The 20,936-nt window shown below is 54.3% G+C and carries 18 protein-coding genes and 6 tRNA genes; 12 read left to right on the plus strand and 12 right to left on the minus strand.

Annotation, left to right across the window (positions count from 1 at the left end; all coding sequences use genetic code 11):
• Positions 1-22: 22 nt before the first annotated feature.
• Positions 23-988: a glucokinase gene (gene glk / locus GW579_RS07910; RefSeq protein ID WP_152324491.1), complete on the minus strand. Its 966-nt coding sequence runs from the start codon at positions 986-988 to the stop codon at positions 23-25.
• Positions 989-1,305: 317 nt separating this feature from the next.
• On the opposite strand from glk, the gene GW579_RS07915 reads away from it, so the two are divergent.
• Positions 1,306-2,568 carry an ion channel protein gene (locus GW579_RS07915; RefSeq protein ID WP_165058408.1) on the plus strand — a complete coding sequence of 421 codons (1,263 nt, stop codon included), beginning with the start codon at positions 1,306-1,308 and terminating at the stop codon, positions 2,566-2,568.
• Here GW579_RS07915 and GW579_RS07920 read toward each other — a convergent pair.
• On the minus strand, positions 2,565-3,263 hold the full coding sequence (locus GW579_RS07920; protein WP_165058410.1) for an aspartate/glutamate racemase family protein: 699 nt from the start codon (positions 3,261-3,263) through the stop codon (positions 2,565-2,567). The genes GW579_RS07915 and GW579_RS07920 overlap by 4 nt on opposite strands.
• 101 nt (positions 3,264-3,364) lie before the next feature.
• A complete protein-coding gene (locus GW579_RS07925; protein ID WP_165058412.1) occupies positions 3,365-3,838 on the minus strand; it encodes a multidrug/biocide efflux PACE transporter in 474 nt (157 codons plus the stop codon).
• Positions 3,839-3,971: 133 nt separating this feature from the next.
• Here GW579_RS07925 and GW579_RS07930 point away from each other — a divergent pair, with 133 nt between their 5' ends.
• A complete protein-coding gene (locus tag GW579_RS07930) occupies positions 3,972-4,859 on the plus strand; it encodes a LysR family transcriptional regulator (RefSeq protein ID WP_165058414.1) in 888 nt (295 codons plus the stop codon).
• On the opposite strand, the gene GW579_RS07935 is transcribed toward GW579_RS07930, so the two are convergent.
• Positions 4,848-6,506, minus strand: a complete 1,659-nt coding sequence (locus tag GW579_RS07935) for an alpha-keto acid decarboxylase family protein (protein ID WP_165058416.1) — start codon at positions 6,504-6,506, stop codon at positions 4,848-4,850. The genes GW579_RS07930 and GW579_RS07935 overlap by 12 nt on opposite strands.
• Before the next feature lie 350 nt (positions 6,507-6,856).
• Here GW579_RS07935 and mgrA point away from each other — a divergent pair, with 350 nt between their 5' ends.
• Positions 6,857-7,846 carry an L-glyceraldehyde 3-phosphate reductase gene (gene mgrA / locus GW579_RS07940; RefSeq protein ID WP_165058418.1) on the plus strand — a complete coding sequence of 330 codons (990 nt, stop codon included), beginning with the start codon at positions 6,857-6,859 and terminating at the stop codon, positions 7,844-7,846.
• 159 nt (positions 7,847-8,005) lie between these two features.
• Positions 8,006-8,422 (plus strand): DUF2502 domain-containing protein, encoded by a 417-nt coding sequence (locus GW579_RS07945; protein WP_152324498.1) that lies wholly within the window; start codon positions 8,006-8,008, stop codon positions 8,420-8,422.
• Positions 8,423-8,499: 77 nt separating this feature from the next.
• Here the strand turns inward: GW579_RS07945 and GW579_RS07950 are convergent, their stop codons facing one another.
• Positions 8,500-9,729 carry an Nramp family divalent metal transporter gene (locus tag GW579_RS07950; RefSeq protein WP_152324499.1) on the minus strand — a complete coding sequence of 410 codons (1,230 nt, stop codon included), beginning with the start codon at positions 9,727-9,729 and terminating at the stop codon, positions 8,500-8,502.
• Positions 9,730-10,145: 416 nt separating this feature from the next.
• Between GW579_RS07950 and GW579_RS07955 the strand changes: the two genes are divergently transcribed.
• Complete coding sequence (locus tag GW579_RS07955) at positions 10,146-11,333, plus strand: NupC/NupG family nucleoside CNT transporter (protein ID WP_152324500.1); 1,188 nt, start codon at positions 10,146-10,148, stop codon at positions 11,331-11,333.
• Positions 11,334-11,455: 122 nt separating this feature from the next.
• Here GW579_RS07955 and GW579_RS07960 read toward each other — a convergent pair.
• Positions 11,456-11,531: transfer RNA gene (locus GW579_RS07960), tRNA-Ala, on the minus strand.
• A 73-nt stretch (positions 11,532-11,604) separates the two neighbouring features.
• Positions 11,605-11,680, minus strand: a tRNA-Ala gene (locus GW579_RS07965).
• A gap of 352 nt (positions 11,681-12,032) precedes the next feature.
• Between GW579_RS07965 and GW579_RS07970 the strand changes: the two genes are divergently transcribed.
• The gene (locus tag GW579_RS07970) at positions 12,033-12,824 is read left to right on the plus strand and encodes a formate/nitrite transporter family protein (protein WP_165058420.1); all 792 of its coding nucleotides are present in this window, start codon (positions 12,033-12,035) and stop codon (positions 12,822-12,824) included.
• A gap of 89 nt (positions 12,825-12,913) precedes the next feature.
• Here GW579_RS07970 and gltX read toward each other — a convergent pair whose 3' ends face one another.
• A complete protein-coding gene (gltX, locus tag GW579_RS07975; RefSeq protein ID WP_165058422.1) occupies positions 12,914-14,332 on the minus strand; it encodes a glutamate--tRNA ligase in 1,419 nt (472 codons plus the stop codon).
• A gap of 263 nt (positions 14,333-14,595) precedes the next feature.
• Here gltX and GW579_RS07980 point away from each other — a divergent pair.
• The 4 genes from GW579_RS07980 (at position 14,596) to GW579_RS07995 (ending at position 14,995) form a co-directional block, all read left to right on the plus strand.
• Positions 14,596-14,671 (plus strand) — tRNA-Val (locus GW579_RS07980).
• A 46-nt stretch (positions 14,672-14,717) separates the two neighbouring features.
• Positions 14,718-14,793, plus strand: a tRNA-Val gene (locus GW579_RS07985).
• 43 nt (positions 14,794-14,836) lie between these two features.
• Positions 14,837-14,912, plus strand: a tRNA-Val gene (locus tag GW579_RS07990).
• Between the two features lie 7 nt (positions 14,913-14,919).
• Positions 14,920-14,995, plus strand: a tRNA-Lys gene (locus tag GW579_RS07995).
• 65 nt (positions 14,996-15,060) lie between these two features.
• Here the strand turns inward: GW579_RS07995 and eutC are convergent.
• Genes eutC through eat form a run of 3 tightly spaced genes read right to left on the minus strand, consistent with a single transcriptional unit; the run spans position 15,061 to position 18,695 of the window.
• Complete coding sequence (gene eutC / locus GW579_RS08000) at positions 15,061-15,870, minus strand: ethanolamine ammonia-lyase subunit EutC (protein WP_165058424.1); 810 nt, start codon at positions 15,868-15,870, stop codon at positions 15,061-15,063.
• An 11-nt stretch (positions 15,871-15,881) separates the two neighbouring features.
• Positions 15,882-17,264, minus strand: coding sequence for an ethanolamine ammonia-lyase subunit EutB (locus GW579_RS08005; RefSeq protein WP_165058425.1), 1,383 nt, complete (start codon positions 17,262-17,264; stop codon positions 15,882-15,884).
• Between the two features lie 21 nt (positions 17,265-17,285).
• On the minus strand, positions 17,286-18,695 hold the full coding sequence (gene eat / locus GW579_RS08010) for an ethanolamine permease (RefSeq protein WP_152324505.1): 1,410 nt from the start codon (positions 18,693-18,695) through the stop codon (positions 17,286-17,288).
• 256 nt (positions 18,696-18,951) lie between these two features.
• Between eat and GW579_RS08015 the strand changes: the two genes are divergently transcribed.
• Together GW579_RS08015 and GW579_RS08020 are read left to right on the plus strand one after the other, a co-directional pair.
• A complete protein-coding gene (locus GW579_RS08015) occupies positions 18,952-19,500 on the plus strand; it encodes a nucleotidyltransferase family protein (RefSeq protein WP_165058760.1) in 549 nt (182 codons plus the stop codon).
• 116 nt (positions 19,501-19,616) lie between these two features.
• Positions 19,617-19,955 (plus strand): FlxA-like family protein, encoded by a 339-nt coding sequence (locus GW579_RS08020; RefSeq protein WP_152324507.1) that lies wholly within the window; start codon positions 19,617-19,619, stop codon positions 19,953-19,955.
• 32 nt (positions 19,956-19,987) lie between these two features.
• Here GW579_RS08020 and GW579_RS08025 read toward each other — a convergent pair whose 3' ends face one another.
• Positions 19,988-20,914, minus strand: coding sequence for a LysR family transcriptional regulator (locus GW579_RS08025; protein WP_165058427.1), 927 nt, complete (start codon positions 20,912-20,914; stop codon positions 19,988-19,990).
• Between the last annotated feature and the right edge of the window lie 22 nt (positions 20,915-20,936).

Here is a 20,936-nt window from a genome sequence, read left to right on the forward strand (position 1 = left end):
TTTACAAGGGAGGCCGTAAACATTAAATCGTCAAACCAATCGACTGACGCAGATAGGCACCTGCGCCCAGTAATCCCGGCTGATCGTGGGTGATCAGAAACACCGGAATATCCATCAGATAATCTTTGAAACGCCCTTTATCTTCGAACGCCGCACGGAAACCGGAGGCTTTGAAAAATTCCAGGAAGCGCGGCACAATCCCGCCCGCGATATACACACCGCCAAACGTCCCCATGTTCAGCGCCAGATTGCCGCCAAAACGCCCCATGATGACGCAGAATAACGACAGCGCACGACGGCAGTCGACGTTTTCGTCTGACAGCGCCAGCTCGGTGACATCTTTAGGTTTGAAGTTTTCCGGTACGCGGTTATCGGATTTCACAATAGCGCGGTACAGATTCACCAGCCCCGGTCCTGACAGAATGCGTTCCGCAGAAACGTGGCCCATTTCGGTGCGCAGCTGTTCCAGAATAATGTCTTCTTCTTCGCTGTTTGGTGCGAAATCAACGTGACCGCCCTCGCCCGGCAAACTCATCCACTGTTTGTTGGCGTGGATCAGATGCGCAACCCCCAGACCGGTGCCCGCGCCGTAAATCACCGCCGGTTTGCCGTCCTGCGCTTTTTTGCCACCAAACTGCAGCAAATCCGCTTCTTTGAGCATCGGGATCGCCATGGAAACGGCGGTGAAATCGTTAATCACTTCCAGATGTTTCAACCCGAGGCTTTTCTTCATCTCCGCAATGGAGAAGGCCCAGGTGTGGTTAGTCATCGCAACCCAGTCGCCGGTAATCGGGCAGGCAATCGCGATACATGCATCCTCAACTTCCTGTTGCTGCTGCGAAAGATACTCACGAACCGTGGCTTCGAGGCTGTCATATTCCAGCCCGGAAAAGGTCTTCGACTGAGAAATCTCACCGCTGTCCAAAGCGCAAAGCGCCAGGCGGCAGTTGGTGCCCCCGACATCGCCCACCAGGGAGTATTTGGTCATGTTATTCTCCACAAAAAGTAAATTCGTTATGCTGCACACCCGCGCAAAAGTTGCTGTGCTAAAGAGTACGCTGCCGGGCGTGCTGATGTAAGCTGCACATCACTTAACGACCGGCGAAAGCCTGCCAGCGGGGCAAAGCTTACAGATTCGTGTGGGCAAAATAGCGGTAATTGCTATACGCTGCAACGCAGTTTTGAACCAACGCACATTTATGCGGCATGTCACACAAAATAATGTCGACCGCCGGTAAACAGACCTTGCTGAGTTTCATCTAAGCTATTAGGGCAAACAAAACTATAAAATAAGGAAATACTTGCATGTTTCATCCCCGCGCCAGACTCATGCTGGCCTTTGCGTTGCCTGCGATCATTATCGGCGTGCTGTCGAGCCTGATTCTGGTCGCCATTATGATGCTTGCCGGTGCGTTACAAACTTTGCTTTGGCAAAACATTCCTGCGGTTTTAAATGTGAATACTCAGTCCTCCAGCTGGACGCTGTTCATGCTGACGCTGACCGGGGTCGGCGTGGGCGCATTAATTAAATATATGCCGGGCCACGCGGGGCCGGATCCGGCGACCGAATCGCTGATTGGCGCGCCGGTTGCAGTCAGTTCACTGACCGGTCTGGCGTTAGCCTTAATGCTCGGGCTGGCCGGGGGCGTCAGTCTCGGTCCTGAATATCCGATTACCGTGATTAACATTGCGCTGGCCGCCGCGTTTGGCGCGCGGTTTATGCCGAAAGTACCGACCACCGACTGGGTGATTCTGGCTGCCGCCGGAACCATCGGCGCGTTGTTTGGTACACCGATTGCCGCCGCGCTGATTTTCTCGCAAACGCTGGGCACCAATAAAGATGTGCCGCTGTGGGACCGGCTTTTCGCGCCGCTGCTCGCCGCGGGTGCGGGGGCGATTACCACCGATCAGTTTTTCCAGCCTGACTTCTCGCTGACCATTCCGGCTTATGACAGCTCACGGCTGATTGATATTTTCAGCGGTTCGGTGGTCGTGTTAATTGCGATTGCGCTGGGGATGCTCGCCGTCTGGCTCTTTCCGCATATGCACCGGTTGTTTAACAGTATCCAGAATCCTGTGCTGCGGCTGGGTCTCGGCGGGTTTGTGCTCGGGCTGCTGGCGCTGATTGGCGGAGAAATCACGCTGTTCAAAGGGCTTGATGAGATGAAGGAGCTGGCGCATTCGAATCAGCTGTTTGAGATGGGGCCGCTGCTGGCGATCACGCTTACCAAGCTGGCGGCGTTAGTGGTCGCGGCGGCCTGCGGTTTTCGTGGCGGGCGTATTTTCCCGGCGGTGTTCGTCGGGGTTTCACTGGGTCTGATGTTGCATCAATATGCCCCGGATGTGCCGGCAGCGGTCACCGTTTCCTGCGCCGTGATGGGCATGGTTTTAGTGGTCACGCGCGATGGCTGGCTCAGCCTGTTTATGGCTGCCGCCGTGGTACCGGGGCTTAAATTGCTGCCGCTGCTGTGTATCGTGATGTTACCAGCCTGGCTGATGCTGGCCGGTAAACCGATGATGCTGGTGGCGAAACAGTCATTACGCCGTCAGGATCCTGACGCCGGTTAATGGTCTTTCAGGGCGAACTCGGCCGCTGCCAGCGCGTGAATGGCAGTCGTATCGAAAACGGGAACGTCCGCGTCTTCAGCGCCGACCAGCAGGGTGATTTCGGTACAGCCGAAAATAATGCCTTCCACGCCCTGCTGTTCCAGGCTGGCAATAATCCGCCGGTATTCCTCGCGTGAGTCGTCCCGGATAATCCCCAGACAGAGCTCTTCGTAGATGATCCGATGGATGATTTCGCGGTCACCGGCATCCGGCGTCACGACATCAATCTGATGCAGTTCCTGTAAACGTCCGCGGTAAAAATCCTGTTCCATGGTGAAACGCGTGCCCAGCAGGCCAATTTTCTTCAGCCCGTGCGCTTTGATTTTTCCGGCGGTAGCATCGGCAATGTGCAGCAACGGCAGGCCGCCAATCCGCTCAATATCACCGGCCACTTTATGCATCGTATTCGTGCAGACCACAATGACATCAGCCCCGGCGCGCGCCAGCGAGCGGGCCGCGTTGCCAAGAAGTTCGCCCGCCTGCTGCCAGTCACCGGCCATTTGCAGCTTTTCAATCTCGTAGAAATCGACGCTGTAGAGGAACAGTTTGGCCGAGTGTAATCCGCCCAACTGTTGTTTTATGTGTTCGTTAATCATCCGGTAATACGGCACGGTGGATTCCCAGCTCATGCCGCCAATCAGCCCTAACGTTTTCATTTCTGCTTCCCTTTTGTCTGCGTGACAAAACCATAACCGACAAAAAGCCCGCAAACAAAGAAAATGTCTGCGGGCTTTTTCCGGACGAAGGTCAGCGGGAATTAATGCTTCGCCGGGCAATCCTGAACCATTTCGCGGCGCTGCATCCAGCGCTGGCGCACCGTGTCGTACAGCCAGTTATACGCCACGGTGTACGGCAGGAAGAACAGGAAGAACCCGATTTCCAGCATAAACGCATCGAGCAGGCCGATACCCAGCCACAGCGCGGCAATCGGCAGGCCAATCAGAATGAAACCGCCCTCGAAACCCAGCGCGTGAGCAATACGGATTTTCAGCGTTCGCACCACGCGGGTCACCGGCCAGAATTTGTCGAAGAAGGTGTTGTAAATGATGTTCCACACCATTGCCGTCGTCGACAACATGATAGCCAGCGCGCCCATTTCCCAGATCGGTTTATTCAGCGCCCATGCGGCGACCGGGGCGGAGATCAGGACGGCCAGCGTCTCGAAGCCGACGGCATGAAAGATGCGCTCGCCCAATGTTTTCTGAGATGAATTGCGTGTTTGCTTAGACATAAAAACCTGCCTGATTCCTGATAATTAATGGGTGACGGTTGTCACAGGCGGGCATTATCATCACTAAATAAGATGGATGAAAGATAGTAAGTATCGATAAAATAGATGGATTGAAATCACAGGAGAGTTGTTTATGCGCTATTCACCGGAAGCCCTGACGGCGTTTGTAGAGGCCGCCGATGCCGGATCTTTCTCCGCCGCCGCGCGCAAATTGCGCAAAAGCCAGTCGACGGTCAGCACGGCGATTGCCAATCTGGAAGTGGATTTAGGCGTGACGTTGTTTGATCGCCAGAGCCGCCATCCGGTGCTGACGCCTGCCGGGCAGCGCGTTCTGAGCCACGTTCAGGCCATTCTGGCCGCCAGCGAGCGCCTCGATGAGCTGGCCGTGCGGTTATCCACGCAGCCAGAAACCCGCCTGACGTTTGTGCTTTCCGATACCTATCAGCCGACCCACCATGAAGCGCTGCTGCGCCGGTTTGAGCAGCGTTATCCGGATATCGAATTTGAATGTCAGATTGCCGAAGATCAGGACGTCATCGAGCTGTTGCAGTCAGGTCGCGCGCATATCGGCATGGTGGAAGCGCAGGCAAGTTATCCGCCGGATATTGGCGCGGCGCGTCTGCCCGAGCAGACGGATATGTCGATTTTTTGCAGCCGTGAACACCCGCTGGTGAAAATGGAGAGCCTGCAACCCGAGCAGTTACACACGTTTCGCGAGCTGTGTTTACAGCCATACAGCCGTCGCGAAATGCCGCGCGCGCAGGGCCAGGTGTGGTCAGCGCCCAGTTATCTGATGCTTTTGGAAATGGCGGAACAGGGATTTGGCTGGGCGACGCTGCCCCACTGGCTGGTGAAACAGTTCGGGCATGACAAACTGGTGACGCTGCCGTTGCGCGGCTGGCCGAAAAAGATTTCCGTGGATGCGGTGTGGAGTAAAAATAATCAGCCCGGCCCGGCGGGAAGCTGGTTCATCGACCAGCTGATTGACCCGCCGGAAACGGACGACGATTTATTGCCCTGAGTTACGTTTCGCCAGCGATTTTGTCACCGAGCTTAACAGTTCGGGGATATCCATTTTCGGCAGAACCACTTCAATCCAGGCCATCTGGCGATGCGCACCGGCTTTTTCGATCGCCTCTTTCAGCGCCTGCGGAGAATCGGCCCGCGCGGTGAAAACATCATTGCCGCCAAACGCCGACGGGAACTGCGTCCAGTTCCACTGCGCAATGTCGTTGTAGCGCTGCGTTTCGCCGTGGATCGCCCGCTCAACCGTATAGCCGTCATTATTAATGACGAAAATCACTGGCGGCAAACCATAGCGGATCGCCGCGCCCAGCCCCTGCAGGGTCAGTTGTGCAGAACCGTCGCCGATGAGCAACACCACGCGGCGCGCGGGAGCCGCAATCTGTACGCCAAACGCGGCGGGCAGCGTGAAACCAATCGAGCCCCACAATGGCTGGACGACAAACTGGCAATCTTCCGGCAGGTTCAGCGCCGCCGCGCCGAAACATGCGGTGCCCTGCTCGGCGACCAGAATATCGCCTGGTTGCAGGAAATCCTGAATCTGCTGCCAGAATTCGTATTGCCCGAAATGTCCTTCGTGCGAGGCAGGCAGCGCCGTGCGTTTCACCGGGTAGGGTTGCCAGCCGGAAGCGAGTTCCGCGGTCAGGCGATGCAGGACGCTGACGGTTTTAGCCATCGGTAACTGGTGGAAAATCTGATCGCCCACGCGGGCAGAAAATGGCTGGAGATCAATGCATTTGCCGTCGGGGAGTTGCTGGGTAAATCCGGCGGTGATCGTGTCGGTAAATTTCACCCCGACGTTAATCACCACATCCGCGCCTTCAATGGCCTCGCGGGTTGACGCCGCGCTGCCTGCGCCGGAATAGGTTCCGGCGAAATTCGTTTGCTGCTCGTTAAACAGCCCTTTGCCCATCAGCAAGGTGGCGTGCGGCAGCGGCACTTCTTCCATCCACTCTTCCAGCGCGGCTTTGAGGTCAAAGCGGTCGGCAAGGAAATCTGCCAGCAGCGAAACGCGTCTTGCATCGCGCAACTGAGTTTCAGCGGCGGCAACAAAAGCTTCCAGAGAAGATGGCGAAAATGGCGGCTGACGCGCCGGGAGCGCGTGGGCTCGGGTTGTGACCGGCAACGCAGCGACGTCACTGGGCAGCAAAATATAGCCCGGACGTGAGTGGTAGATCACTTCTTCAATCACGCGGTCGATTTCAGACAGCGCATTTTCCGGCGTCAGCGCGGCTTGCGCGACGCTCACCGGTTGCGACATCCGCATGAAGTGGCCGAAATTGCCGTCGCCCAGCGTGTGGTGCATCAGTTCGCCTTTGCGCTGCGAGGTCAGCGCCGGTGACCCGACAATGTGGATCACCGGAACATATTCGGCAAAGCTGCCCGCAATGCCATTGAGCGCGCTCAGTTCGCCCACGCCAAAGGTCGTCAGGAGCGCGCCGATGCCTTTGGTACGCGCATATCCGTCTGCACCATACGCGGCGTTAAGTTCATTAGTGCAGCCGACCCAGGTGATTTGCTGATGATTAATCACGCTGTCGAGGAATTTCAGATTGTAATCCCCCGGCACGCCAAACAGTTCGGCGATCCCGCTAAATGATAAGCGGTCTAAGAGATAGTCACCTACGGTATAGATATTATCCATGACGATCCTCTGTTAAAAATAGAGTAAACAGTTAATCCCACTAGCCTAAGTATTACTCCAAACCGGGGAATAGGATATTTATTATTCGAAATAGAATGTGGAAACGCAGAGTTACAGCATTGCACTGAGATCACGCAGGCGTCTTTGTTCAGCAGTTACGGTAATAGAAAAAGAATCCGGGATTTAAGCTGCTGCGCCTTTATTCATGCAAACAAGCGTTACGTAAACAGGAAATAAGGATTGTTCCGGATGTGATCTGAATATCTGGAAATGCGTGTGAAAGCGCATACACTAAAAGGGCTTTTTACCTCATTCTTACATGATTCATACAATTTAAAAGAAAGGTCTCTATGCCGTATTTAGCGAGTCCCAATCGTTACGAGAAAATGGAATACCGCCGCTGTGGCCAGAGCGGGCTAAAACTCCCTGTCGTTTCCCTTGGCCTCTGGCACAATTTCGGGGATAACGCTCACTTTGAGAATGGCCGGAAGCTTATCCGCCACGCTTTCGACCACGGGATCACCCACTTTGACCTTGCCAATAACTACGGCCCGCCTCCGGGTTCTGCCGAGCAGCATTTTGGCCGTATTTTGCAGGAAGATTTGCTGCCGTATCGCGACGAGCTGATCATCTCTTCGAAAGCCGGTTACACCATGTGGGACGGCCCTTACGGCGACTGGGGATCGAAAAAATATCTGGTTGCCAGCCTGAATCAAAGCCTGAAACGCATGGGGCTGGATTACGTGGATGTCTTCTATCATCACCGCCCGGATCCGGACACACCGCTGGAAGAAACCATGGCGGCGCTGGATTTGATCGTACGTCAGGGCAAAGCGCTGTACGTCGGCTTATCCAATTATCCCGCTGCGCGCGCCAAAGAAGCCTTTGAGATCCTCAAACAGCTCGGTACGCCGTGCCTGATTCACCAGCCGAAATACTCGATGTTTGAACGTTGGGTTGAAGCCGATTTACTCGATACGCTGGCGGATTACGGCGTGGGCTCGATTGCCTTTTCGCCACTGGCGGGCGGCGTGCTGACGGACCGCTATCTGGCGGGCATTCCTGAAGATTCCCGCGCGGCCAGCGACAGTAAATTCCTGACCGCCGAACAGCTGACGGAAGAAAAACTGGCGAAAGTGCGTAAGCTGAATGACATTGCGCAGGCGCGCGGGCAGAAACTTTCCCAGATGGCACTGGCCTGGGTGCTGCGCGGCGATCGCGTGACGTCTGTGCTGATTGGCGCCAGCAAAACCGGGCAAATTGATGATGCGGTTGGCATGATGGCTAACCGTCATTTCAGCCCGGAAGAACTGGCGGCCATCGAAGCGATTTTAGTGTAAACGGTTACCCATCTGCTTAATAAACGCGCCTTTATGGAGTTTTCGTAAGGTTTCCGTTAAGGCGCGTAAATCAATCAAAACAGGATTGTAAGCAATAGAACCCGCCCCCTCTTCCCCTTATAACTGTCAGCATAAATTATAAGGAATCTGGGGCCGTCTATGATTAAGCCAATACTTCTCGGGACATTGCTGTTTGCTTTGCTGCCTGCCGCAGCGCCTGCTGTACAGGCCAGCAACTTTAGTCTCAATACACCCGGTCTTTCCATCAGCATTGGCGACCGTGACCGTCGCGGTTATTACTGGGATGGGTACGACTGGCGCAACCCGAGCTGGTGGAACAGTTACCGTGGTCACAATTATGGTCATCGTGGCCCGCGCGGGGATTACTGGGACGGCTACCGCTGGCGCGATCAGGGCTGGTGGAATCATCGCCATCCACCACGTCGTCCGATGCCGCCGCCGCGTTATTATCATGGCGACCACGGACGTCCGCATTATGACCACGGCCGCGGACCGGATCGCGGTCACGGACACGACCGGGATCACCGCGGCGGGCATGGCGATCATCGCCATTAATTCAGTGAATGACACAAACAAAAACGGGACAGCGCAAACTGTCCCGTTTTTTATGGCCTGAATCTTTCAGCCGGATATTATTTCAGCATACCGATCAGCAGATAAAGGTTGAGGCTGACGACAATCAGCACGATGATGCGCCCCGCCCACTGCACGGTTTTGGTATTCACCATTTCGCCCATCAGGCTGCGGTTACCGGTAAACGCCAGCAGCGGCAGCAACGCCAGCGCAATCCCGAAACTCAGCAGTACCTGGCTCATGACCAGAATTCGCGTGGCATCCAGCCCCATCAGAATCACGATAAAAGACGGCATCATAGTGACCGTACGGCGCACCCACAGCGGAATGTAGAATTTAACAAAGCCCTGCATCACCACCTGACCGGCCAGTGTACCCACCACGGTTGAGGATAAACCGGCAGCGACCAGGCTCAGGCCAAATGTCGTCGCAGCGGCGTGGCCGAGCAGCGGTTGCAGCGTCAGATAAGCTTCATCGAGTTCACTGATCCCGCTGTGTCCGCTGAAATGGAACGCAGCGGCGGCGGTCGCCATCATCGCCAGATTAACGAAACCGGCGATAGTCATCGCGATACCGACATCCAGTTTTGTCGCGGAATAACGCTGCTCTTTCGATGCCTTACCGCCTCGCTGAGTCAGCGAAGAGTGAAGATAAATGACGTGCGGCATGATGGTCGCGCCCAACACACCGGCGGCCAGATAGACGGAATCGCTGGTGGGCAGTGCAGGGATCAGCATGCCTTTGCCCAGCGCTACCATGCTTGGCTGAGAGAAAAACAGCTCGACAATATAGGCGGCGGCCACGAACAGCAACAAACCGGCGATAACCAGTTCCAGCGGTTTTTGCCCGCGTTTTTGCAGACCCAGGATAATAAAGGTGGCAATCCCGGTGAGCACGGCGCCCTGAAGCAGGGTAACCCCGAGAAGTAATTTGAAGCCGATCGCCGCACCGATAAACTCAGCGAGGTCGGTCGCCATCGCGATGATTTCTGCCTGCACCCAGTAAGCCCAGACGGCAGGACGCGGGAAACGGTCACGGATGTGTTCGGCGAGGTTTTTCCCGGTGGCAATACCCAGTTTGGCAGACAAGAGCTGGATCAGCATCGCCATGACATTGGCCCAGACCACCACCCACAGCAACTGATAACCATACGAGGCACCGGCCTGAATGTTAGTCGCAAAGTTGCCCGGATCGATGTAACCGATGGCGGCAATAAACGCCGGTCCCATCAGTGAAAGCTTCATCTTTCTGGCTGCGCGGCCTGTAGATTCGGCCCGGCTGTTCAGCATAGTCAGTTAACCCTTACGATTGTTACGCTTACATAAATCATAGCTAATTGATAATGATTATCAAGTGCATTTAGAATGATCTGAGTAATTACTTTGATAGGCAGTAGCGTAAGCGGCAAAGTGTGAACTGAGTGGTTAATCATTCTGTGAGCTTTCATAAAGACTTACAGAACGCTTTTTCCTAAAACAGACATTTACTGGCCAGATTCAGAACGCATTACGGCACATGATAAAACTAGCACAAGAATGCTAACTGTGCTTAGTTTTATTAACATCTTGATTTTTTGTGTGATAGGCCTCGATTTGTTGCAATTCGTGTCTGTAATTTCTATATTTGCAAGCGACTTCACGTTTTAAATGTACGCGTTACATAAAATGTCCGTCGAAATATAGCCTGCCTCTAATTTGGAGCACCCATGTCCCGAATATTGCACTTTGTATTAGCGTTGGCCGTTGTCGCTGCACTCGCTTTACTGGTGAGCCGTGACCGGAAGAATATCCGTTTACGTTTCATTGTTCAGCTGTTGGTCATCGAAGTCTTATTAGCCTATTTCTTCCTGAACTCTTCAATCGGTTTAGGTTTTGTGAAAGGCTTCTCAGACTTGTTTGAGAAATTATTAGGATTCGCTGCGGAAGGGACCGGCTTCGTATTTGGAGGCATGAGCGATAAAGGATTAGCGTTCTTCTTCTTGAAAGTCTTGTGTCCGATCGTGTTTATTTCCGCACTGATCGGTATTTTACAACACATTCGCGTACTGCCTTTCGTCATCCGTATCATCGGTACAGTCTTGTCGAAAATTAATGGCATGGGAAAACTGGAATCTTTCAACGCCATCAGCTCCCTGATTTTGGGTCAGTCAGAAAACTTTATCGCGTATAAAGATATTCTGGGCAAAATGTCTGAAAAACGTATGTACACCATGGCAGCCACAGCTATGTCGACCGTTTCGATGTCGATTGTGGGTGCGTACATGACCATGCTGGAACCGCGCTTCGTTGTTGCTGCGCTGGTGCTCAACATGTTCAGTACCTTCATCGTACTGTCGTTAATTAACCCTTATAAAGTTGATTCAGAAGAAGACCTGCAAATCGGTAACACGCACCAGGGTCAGAGCTTCTTTGAAATGCTGGGTGAATACATCCTGGCCGGTTTCAAAGTCGCGATCATCGTTGCAGCCATGTTGATTGGTTTCATCGCTCTGATTTCCTGCCTGAATGCGCTGTTCGATGTGGTGTTCGGTATCACCTTCCAGGGCGTGCTGGGTTATGTCTTCTATCCATTCGCATGGATGATGGGCGTGCCAAGTCACGAAGCGTTGCAGGTCGGCAGCATCATGGCAACCAAACTGGTTTCCAATGAATTCGTTGCGATGCTGGATCTGCAAAAAGTGGCGACCGAACTTTCACCACGCGGCGTGGGCATCTTGTCCGTGTTCCTGGTGTCTTTCGCCAACTTCTCGTCTATCGGTATCGTTGCCGGCGCTATCAAAGGCCTGAACGAACACCAGGGCAACGTAGTTTCACGCTTCGGCCTGAAACTGCTGTACGGCTCAACGCTGGTCAGCGTGTTGTCAGCTTCTATCGCGGGTCTGGTACTGGCGTAGTAAGTAGCAACAGAACGACAAAGAAAGGCGCTCCGGCGCCTTTTTTTATGCCTGCAATTCAGGGAACCGAAAGGGATATAGCAGAAAACAAAAAACCCGCCGAAGCGGGTTTCTTTAATATTTGGTGGAGATAAGCGGGATCGAACCGCTGACCTCTTGCATGCCATGCAAGCGCTCTCCCAGCTGAGCTATACCCCCACACGAGGTCGTCCACATTGTACTTCTTGTGTTCCCTTTTAAGGAACTCACCCATTCACTCTGGTAAGTAAGTTGGTGGAGATAAGCGGGATCGAACCGCTGACCTCTTGCATGCCATGCAAGCGCTCTCCCAGCTGAGCTATACCCCCAATTCGTGCCCGTAAAAACGGGTGAACGGGGCGCATAATATGAAACGTCGCTAACCCTGTCAACGGCTAAATCCGTTTCTCAATTCAAGCGCTGAAAAAGCCGCCAAATACCCCATTTTGCAGGGAAAAAACCTCTGCCCTCACCGAAATTTTTGGTGTGATGAATTGTTTTACAATTTGCCCGCCAGCCCGCGTGGTGACTAGCTTTATGATCTGCCTATGCATTTTCTTAACATCTATGTCTGAATGATTAATGGAATGTTAGCAGACTATGAAGATCGGCTTGTTTTGAGATAATTCTAAGAATAGACTGCTCGCGCAATAATCATAACTTACTACTTCGAGCAATCTCATGTCCTTGTATTCACCTAAAGAAATCGCATCCATCGCTGTCACGGCAGGCGTTAATAAAAGCCATGCTTCCGTGTTGAATTTGTTAATTTTGGGCTTTCTGGCCGGCGCATTCATCGCCACCGGTTTCCTGCTGGATCTGCACGTAATAGGGACGTTACCTGCATCCTGGGGATCATTCAGTAACTTACTGGGCGCCGCCGTGTTCCCGGTAGGGATTATTCTGACCGTTTTAGCAGGGGGAGAACTGCTGACAGGTAATATGATGACCTTACCTATCGCCTGGTTCGCGCGTCAGATCAGCCTTTACGCTGTTCTGCGCAACTGGTTCTGGGTGACCCTCGCTAACCTGTTGGGCAGTCTGGCCGTGGCCTATTTCTTCGGCCACGTTCTGGGGCTGACCGAAGGCGCTTTCCTGAGCAAAACCGTTGCCACCGCCACCGCAAAAGTGAATGCAGACTTTATGCATGCCTTCATTTCCGGAATTGGCTGCAACTGGCTGGTGTGTCTGGCGATCTGGCTGGCGTTCGCCAGTAAAGAAGTCGGCGGCAAAGTGATCGGGATGTGGTTCCCGGTGATGGCATTCGTGGCTATCGGCTTCCAGCACGTCGTTGCAAACATGTTCATCGTGCCCGCGGCTATTTTTGCCGGTGCGCTGAGCTGGTCTCAGTACTTCCCGAACTTCGCAGCCGTGTTCCTCGGCAACGCGGTCGGCGGCGCGGGCTTCGTGGGCCTGATGTATTTCCTGGCCTACCGTCCTACCGTTGCAGCACCTGCGACTGAACAACGTTAATTAAGACGTTTTCAGGCAAGCGTTTCACAGAAAGCAAAAAAGCCAGCCGGTTTCCCGCGCTGGCTTTTTTTATCGCTATTTAACAGCGATTACTGCGCTTGTGTTTCACGTTCAGCAATGAAGGCTAACGCCATATCGATACGCGCCAGTACACGGCTCTGACCGATTGCATGAACGGTCACGTCCACGCCCGGAGACTGACCCGCGCCGGTGACAGCAACGCGCAGTGGCATCCCGACTTTACCCATCCCGACTTCCAGCTCATCCGCCGTGCCCTGAATCGCATGGTGAATATTCTCAGCCGTCCAGTCAGTAATGGCAGCCAGTTTCGCGCGAACCACTTCCAGCGGCTGACGTGCAACCGGACGCAAGTGTTTCTTCGCCGCATCGGCATCGAACTCTGCGAAATCTTCGTAGAAGTAACGGCAGGACTCCGCCATTTCTTTCAGAGTTTTGCAACGTTCGCCCAGCAAAGTAACGATTTCGAACAGCTGCGGGCCGTTGCGGGTTTCGATACCGGCCTGCTCCACGTGCCACAGCAGATGGGTCGCCACATACTGCGGATCCATCGTATTGATATAGTGGTGGTTCAGCCATTGCAGTTTTTCAGTGTTGAACGCACTGGCAGATTTGCTGACGTTTTCCAGTGAGAACAGCGCTTTCATTTCGTCACGGCTGAAAATTTCCTGATCGCCATGGGACCAGCCCAGACGCACCAGATAGTTCAGCAGCGCTTCCGGCAGATAACCGTCATCACGGTACTGCATGACGCCAACCGCGCCGTGACGTTTAGACAGTTTTTTACCGTCGTCGCCCAAAATCATAGAAACGTGCGCGTAAACCGGTACCGGTGCGCCCAGCGCTTTCAGGATGTTGATCTGACGCGGAGTGTTGTTGATATGATCTTCGCCACGGATAACGTGAGTGATTTCCATATCCCAGTCATCCACCACCACGCAGAAGTTATAGGTCGGGGAACCGTCGGTACGGCGGATGATCAGATCATCAAGCTCGTCATTGCTGAATTCGATCGGGCCGCGGATCTGGTCATCAAAGATGACCGAACCTTCCTGCGGGTTACGAAAACGCACCACGCAAGGTTCATCAGCGGCGTGATGTTCGTGGCTGTCGCGGCAACGACCGTCATAACGAGGCTTTTCGTTATTGGCCATCTGATGTTCACGCAGCGCTTCCAGACGCTCTTTAGAGCAATAGCATTTATACGCTGTGCCGTTTTCCAGCATTTCATCAATCACCGCGTTATAACGGTCAAAGCGCTTGGTCTGGAAATACGGGCCTTCATCCCAGTCCAGATTCAGCCAGTTCATGCCATCCATAATCGCGTCAATTGCAGCCTGAGTGGAACGTTCGAGATCGGTGTCTTCGATACGCAGCACAAACTCGCCGCCCAGGTTGCGGGCAAAAAGCCAGGAATAAAGCGCGGTACGGGCGCCACCGACGTGCAGATAGCCGGTCGGGCTTGGGGCAAAACGGGTTTTGATTTTCATCTGGGTGCAACCTTAATAACGCAACGCCGTAAAACGTCGCTATCAATTAACAAAAAGTGGCTGACATTCTACCACTCTGCCCTGATTCCTCAACGCTGATACAAGGGCAGTAACCTTGTTTAAGGCCATGAATGCGTAAAGAATCGACTACGCGGGCGAGAAACGCGTCAGGTTGACTAAAAATAAGCCGAACGATCATTTTTGTTTTTAAAAAGCGTTGACGTAATTTCAAGTATCCCTATAATGCGACTCCATCACGACGGGGGCGATTAGCTCAGTTGGTAGAGCATCTCCTTTACACGGAGGGGGTCGGCGGTTCGAGCCCGTCATCGCCCACCACTCTTTAAGAGTGCCGCGTTGTGATAAGTAGGAAGAATTGAGAAATGGGCGATTAGCTCAGTTGGTAGAGCATCTCCTTTACACGGAGGGGGTCGGCGGTTCGAGCCCGTCATCGCCCACCATTTCTCAGCACGTTTCTTCTTACATGGGGAAGTACCCAGAAGTGGGCGATTAGCTCAGTTGGTAGAGCATCTCCTTTACACGGAGGGGGTCGGCGGTTCGAGCCCGTCATCGCCCACCACTTCTGCGGGCCGTTAGCTCAGTTGGTAGAGCAGTTGACTTTTAATCAATTGGTCGCTGGTTCGAATCCAGCACGGCCCACCAATTCAGAAAAAAGCGCCTTTAGGCGCTTTTTTCGCATCTGTACTTCGGTAACCCTTTCCCCTCCCCTACTCCAGCTTAAACATCGGCACCACTTTATTGTGCAGCGCCGGGTTATCGCTTTCATCCTTCAGGTTCACGCCCGATAATTTGCGCTGAAACGATTGTTCGAGCAGCCATGCCAGCTTAAAAGCCGCCTGCGGATAGTTCAGTCCTTCCGGGCGCACATTCGAAATACAATTGCGTTCCGATTCCAGCCTTTTGGTGTGCGGCCCCCAGGTCATGTAAATCCCGAGACTGTCCGGTGAAGATAAACCCGGACGTTCTCCAATCAGAATCGCCACCGCTCTGGCTTTCATTGCCTGCGCAATGTCATCGCCCAGCGCGACCCGCGACTGATGTGCCAACACCACCGGTCCTAATTTCAGCTCAAGGGTACGCAGATACGGCAATAACGCCGCAATCAGCGGCACAGCCTGCCGGTGAACAGCTTTTGATGACAACCCGTCGGCAATCACCAGTACCACGTCGGCGGGCTCCGCCGTCAGCCGCTGCAAAGCCTGACGGCTATTTTCGGACAATCTGCGCCCGAGATCTGGCCGGCACAGATACGTTGCCCTGTCAGGCGCGGCGCTGGCGACAGTCAGGGTTTCCAGTCCCAGTGCAAATAATTCCGGCTCGAGCGACTGGCTGTCGAACGGCTGATGCACCGCGTCCCGCGCCTGTGCGTGAGCCAGACCAAAACGCAGCAGTTCATCCGTCGGCAGACTCGAACCGGTTCGTCCCAGCGCAATACGTGCGGCGGTAAACTGGCGCAATGTCTCCCACGGGTTGTTATGCACCAGCGGCGATAACCCCTGCTCTTTTTCTTTCTTCATCAGCGCAGACCTCAGTTGAGTTGCGGTAACTGGCGCAGTAAAGGATGCGATGCGCGGGTATCCTGCAACGCGCCCTGCGGATCGATTATTTTCATTTTCTCCAGCCAGACGGCAAATTCCGGCGCATGTTTCAGCCCGAGTAATTCGCGGATGTACAGCGCGTCATGGAAAGAGGTGCTCTGATAGTTAAGCATGATGTCATCCGCGCCCGGCACGCCAATCAGGAACGTCAGCCCGGCGGCGCCCAGCAGCGTCAGCAAAGTGTCCATATCGTCCTGATCGGCTTCGGCGTGGTTGGTGTAACACACATCGCAGCCGAGCGGCACGCCCAGCAATTTTCCGCAGAAATGGTCTTCCAGACCGGCGCGGATAATTTGTTTGCCGTCATACAGATATTCCGGCCCGATAAAACCGACCACGGTGTTAATCAGCAACGGGGAAAAATGGCGGGCGATGGCGTAGGCACGCGCCTCGCAGGTTTGCTGATCGACCCCGAAATGCGCATTGGCGGATAAACAGCTACCCTGCCCGGTTTCGAAATACATCACGTTGTCGCCAAGTGTGCCACGTTTCAGGCTGAGCGCCGCCTGCTGGGCTTCTGCCAGCAGCGCCAGATTGATGCCGAAACCGCTGTTCGCCGCTTCCGTTCCCGCTATCGACTGAAAGACCAGATCGACCGGGGCGCCGCGCTCCACCAGTTTGATGGTATTGGTGACGTGCGTCAGCACACAAGACTGCGTGGGAATTTCAAAGCGAGTGATGATGTCATCCAGCATGTAATTGAGATTTTCCAGCAACGGCAAACTGTCACTGGCGGGATTGATACCAATCACCGCGTCGCCGGAGCCGTAAAGCAAACCGTCGAGCATGCTGGCCGCAATGCCCTGCAAATTATCGGTAGGATGATTGGGTTGCAGCCGCACGCTCATATGACCCGGCAGCCCGATGGTATTGCGGAATTTGGTGATCACCCGGCATTTTTTTGCCACCAGGATCAGGTCCTGATTGCGCATCAGCTTACTGACCGCCGCCGCCATTTCCGGCGTAATGCCCTTTGCCACGGCGGCCAGCGTGAAGCTGTCGGTTTTTTCACTGAGCAGCCAGTCACGGAAATCGCCCACGGTCAGATGGGAAATCGCGGCAAACGCCGTGACGTCGTGCGTATCAATAATCAGCCGGGTGACTTCATCCTCTTCATAAGGCACCAGCAGTTGTTGCAGGAACGTCTTGAGCGGAACCTCCGCCAGCGCCATTTTTGCCGCCATACGCTCTTCCGCGCTGGCGGCCGCCACTTCGGCCAGATAATCCCCCGACCGTGCGGGGGACGCTTTTGCCATCAGTTCGCGTAAATCCGCAAACTGATAGCGGCGGTGGCTCAATGTCGTCTGAAACATAGCACTCCTTAGCAGGCCGGATTATTTGCCATTTTTGGCCGGAACCGGCTGTAGCCCGCGTAATTGCAGATCTTCAGCGGCATCAGCGCGAGCCTGATGGGTCAGGCGGAACCAGGCGTAAGCCAGCAACATCATGGCGGCGAAGATCATAAACAATAAGGTGTTGTAGTAGATCATAGCGATAAGACAGACTACCGCCAGCACCAGCGCCAGTGCAGGCGCAAAAGGATAGAGTGGCGCACGGAACGGACGGATCAGGTTCGGTTCGCTGCGACGCAGTTTGAACAGCGCGGCCATCGAAATGATGTACATCACAATCGCGCCAAACACCGACATTGTCACGATATTCGCCGTCAACGGTTGCCCGCCAATTACAATCAGGGAATCAGAGAAAATCGCTGCAATCCCGACAATACCACCGGCAATAATGCCCAGATGCGGCGTCTGGAAACGCGCATTCACGCTCGACAGCCGTTTAGGCAGATAACCCGCCCGCGCCAGCGCAAAAATCTGCCGTGAATACCCCATGATGATGCCGTGGAATGACGCGATCAGGCCGAACAGCCCCAGCCAGACCAGCATGTGTAACCAGCCACTGTTGCTGCCGACAATCAGTTTCATCGCCTGCGGTAACGGGTCGTTGATGTTCGAAAGTTTGGTCCAGTCGCCCACGCCACCGGCAAACAGCATGACGCCCAGCGCGAGAACGGTCAGGGTCAGGATCCCGCCGATAAACGCTTTCGGAATGGTACGCTGCGGATCCTTGGCTTCTTCTGCGGCCATCGACGCGCCTTCAATTGCCAGAAAGAACCAGATGGCAAAAGGAATGGCGGCGAAAATGCCGGAGAATGCCGCCGGGCTGAAGGTATCGCTGCCCGCCCAGCCGCCGTGTACAAAGTTCGATATCTCAAAACCCGGTGCAACGACGCCCATAAAGACCAGCAATTCGAATATTGCCAGTAACGTCACCAGCAATTCGAACGTTGCCGCAATGCTGACGCCCAGTATGTTGAGCACCATAAAGACAATGTACGCGCCGACCGCCACCCATTTCGGTTCAATCGCCGGAAACTGCACGTTGAGATAGGCACCAATCGCCATGGCTATCGCGGGCGGCGCAAAAACAAATTCCACCAGCGTGGCGAATCCGGCAACGAACCCGCCCGTCGGGCCGAATGCGCGGTAAGCGTAAGCGAAAGGGCCGCCTGCGTGCGGAATTGATGTGGTGAGTTCGGTAAAACTAAAGATAAAGGCGCAATACATGGCGGCAATCACCAGCGCGGTAATAAGAAATCCCAGCGTGCCCGCCTGCGCCCAGCCGTAACTCCAGCCAAAATATTCGCCCGAAATAACCAGTCCGACGGCAATGCCCCAAAGTTTAAAACTGCCCAGCGTACGCTTTAAAACAGGTGTGACTTTCGTGGTTTGCATATGTGATCCCCTGCCCGGTGATAATGCAATTATTGTTCGAAGAGTATTTCAGCTGTTTTGCCCGCAGGGGATATTGCAAAGGCTGTACCACTTAAGAAAGGCAGAGCCGGCGCGGCCTGTAGCCTGGCCACGGGGCGGCTTGCTTCATTTTGGCGCGCCGAAGTAAAGGGCATTGCCCGAAACGGTGCGTGGGAAAATGTCATCCACAGACGCTACAATTTGAGCTCAACAAAACGGGAGGTTTCGCGTGACGGAAATGGAACAACAAATTACAACCTGGCTGGCAGAGGAGCCGCTGCACCTGAAAGCACTTTTGCAGGTCAGGGAGCTGGAACTCAATGATGCGTGGCTGGCGGCGGGATTCATCCGCAATCTGGTCTGGGACCGGCTGCATGGCCACGCGCAAGCCACGCCGCTCAATGACATCGACGTGGTGTATTTCAATCGCGAGGATTGCAGCGCGCAGGCTGACGAACGCTACGAACAGCGTCTGATGAAAGATTCGCCCGAATTACCCTGGTCGGTGAAAAATCAGGCGCGGATGCATGAGCGTCACGGGCACGCGCCCTATTCTTCCAGCGCAGAAGCGATGAGTCATTGGGTGGAAGTGGAAACCGCCATCGGCGCGAGAATTAACGCCGACGGGCAAATTGAACTGATCGCGCCTTTAGGGCTGGAAGCGCTGTTTGCCTTTAGTATCACGCCGAATCCGCGCCACGCCATCCCTTCTGTTTTCGCGCAACGCGTGAATGACAAAGGCTGGCTGGCGTTATGGCCGGAGCTAAGAGTGCAAGAAATGCGTTAACACTGTAAGGAATATGAAAACTCAGTAAAGCCGGGCTGATGGCTGCCGATACCTGTTAAGCACTCTTACGTGCAAAATTTTATGGCAGCACCGTTATGACAACACAGTGAGGTATTATGACTACTATCAGCGCCACCAGCAGTTCGGTGAGCTCGGCGTCCACCAGTGACTCCGGCAGCTCAAGCCAGATTGCTCAGTTAACCAAACAGATTGCGAAGCTGACTGAACAGGTCAAAAACCTGAGCAGCTCAGGCGGCAGCACTGAAGATGTTCAGCAACAACAGGAACTTCTGCAACAACAGATCGAATTGCTGCAACAGCAAATTGCGCAAATCGAACAGCAGCAAGCTCAGAAAGCGCTTCAGCAGCAACAGCAGCAACAAGCCGCCGCTGAAACGAAGAAAGAAGGCGTGAACAAACCGTCCGACACGAACGCCATTGATATCTACGTCTGATCGCAGTAAATATCCAAACAGCCAGCAAGACGTCAGAAGCTGTAAACGCCCTGCTGGCTGCGTTTTTCCCTCAGTAAATCCGCCTGTTCTTTCACGACTTGCCAGATGGCCTGCGCCGCCGGCGAGAGCGAACGGTTTTTGCGTTTCACCAGCATCAGTACGCGGTTAATTTCCGGCACCAGCGGTTTTATGACCAGACGACAGCCCTCCGGCATCGGCAGCGCCAGTGCAGGCAACACGCTGATTCCAATGCCTGCTTCAACCATCGGGAATAACGTGGCCGGATGACCAATTTCCTGCACGATTTCCGCCTTCACTTTCTGCGCTTTCAGCGCGCCGTCGATGAGTATCCGGCTACCTGATGCGTAGTCCTGCAACACCAGTTTGCAACCGTTAAGCGACGGCCAGCCGACAGCCGTTTGTACGGCAAAAGGATGATCCCCGCGGCACAACAGCAAAAAAGGCTCATGCAAGATCGGCTCACAGTCAAGATCCGTGCTCTCACCGGGGTCGATCACAATGCCGAAATCCACTTCCGCATTTCTCACACTGCTCAGCACCAGCTGCTGCGCCTGGTCGCGCAACAAAATGCGAATATCGGGATATTGTGCCTGCCCGCTGGCGATACATTGCGGCATCAGTTGCGCGGAAATGGTCTGGCTGGAGGCGATTCTGACGCGGCCATTGTGCTGTGTTCCGAAGCTCCGGGTATCGAGCAGCATTGCGTGCAGTTCGTCGAGCAACGGCTCCACCCGCTTTGACAAACTCAGCCCCGCGCTGGTCAGCACAACTTCCCGCGTTGTGCGGTCCAGCAACCGGACGCCCATTTCGGCTTCCAGCTCTTTCATACTGTGGCTGACGGCAGACTGTGAAAGACCGATCGCTTCCCCTGCCCGGCTGAAACTGCCATAGCGCGCTACCGCAACAAAAACCCGAAGCTGCCTGAGAGAGTAATTCATGAATTTTCCACATCAATGGATT

The organism is Rahnella contaminans (assembly GCF_011065485.1).
GTDB lineage: Bacteria > Pseudomonadota > Gammaproteobacteria > Enterobacterales > Enterobacteriaceae > Rahnella > Rahnella contaminans.

Coding starts and splice junctions, on each gene's coding strand:
- glk (WP_152324491.1), bottom strand. CDS start 988: ATGACCAAATACTCCCTGGTGGGCGATGTCGGGGGCACCAACTGCCGC.
- GW579_RS07915 (WP_165058408.1), top strand. CDS start 1,306: ATGTTTCATCCCCGCGCCAGACTCATGCTGGCCTTTGCGTTGCCTGCG.
- GW579_RS07920 (WP_165058410.1), bottom strand. CDS start 3,263: ATGAAAACGTTAGGGCTGATTGGCGGCATGAGCTGGGAATCCACCGTG.
- GW579_RS07925 (WP_165058412.1), bottom strand. CDS start 3,838: ATGTCTAAGCAAACACGCAATTCATCTCAGAAAACATTGGGCGAGCGC.
- GW579_RS07930 (WP_165058414.1), top strand. CDS start 3,972: ATGCGCTATTCACCGGAAGCCCTGACGGCGTTTGTAGAGGCCGCCGAT.
- GW579_RS07935 (WP_165058416.1), bottom strand. CDS start 6,506: ATGGATAATATCTATACCGTAGGTGACTATCTCTTAGACCGCTTATCA.
- mgrA (WP_165058418.1), top strand. CDS start 6,857: ATGCCGTATTTAGCGAGTCCCAATCGTTACGAGAAAATGGAATACCGC.
- GW579_RS07945 (WP_152324498.1), top strand. CDS start 8,006: ATGATTAAGCCAATACTTCTCGGGACATTGCTGTTTGCTTTGCTGCCT.
- GW579_RS07950 (WP_152324499.1), bottom strand. CDS start 9,729: ATGCTGAACAGCCGGGCCGAATCTACAGGCCGCGCAGCCAGAAAGATG.
- GW579_RS07955 (WP_152324500.1), top strand. CDS start 10,146: ATGTCCCGAATATTGCACTTTGTATTAGCGTTGGCCGTTGTCGCTGCA.
- GW579_RS07970 (WP_165058420.1), top strand. CDS start 12,033: ATGTCCTTGTATTCACCTAAAGAAATCGCATCCATCGCTGTCACGGCA.
- gltX (WP_165058422.1), bottom strand. CDS start 14,332: ATGAAAATCAAAACCCGTTTTGCCCCAAGCCCGACCGGCTATCTGCAC.
- eutC (WP_165058424.1), bottom strand. CDS start 15,870: ATGAAGAAAGAAAAAGAGCAGGGGTTATCGCCGCTGGTGCATAACAAC.
- GW579_RS08005 (WP_165058425.1), bottom strand. CDS start 17,264: ATGTTTCAGACGACATTGAGCCACCGCCGCTATCAGTTTGCGGATTTA.
- eat (WP_152324505.1), bottom strand. CDS start 18,695: ATGCAAACCACGAAAGTCACACCTGTTTTAAAGCGTACGCTGGGCAGT.
- GW579_RS08015 (WP_165058760.1), top strand. CDS start 18,952: ATGGAACAACAAATTACAACCTGGCTGGCAGAGGAGCCGCTGCACCTG.
- GW579_RS08020 (WP_152324507.1), top strand. CDS start 19,617: ATGACTACTATCAGCGCCACCAGCAGTTCGGTGAGCTCGGCGTCCACC.
- GW579_RS08025 (WP_165058427.1), bottom strand. CDS start 20,914: ATGAATTACTCTCTCAGGCAGCTTCGGGTTTTTGTTGCGGTAGCGCGC.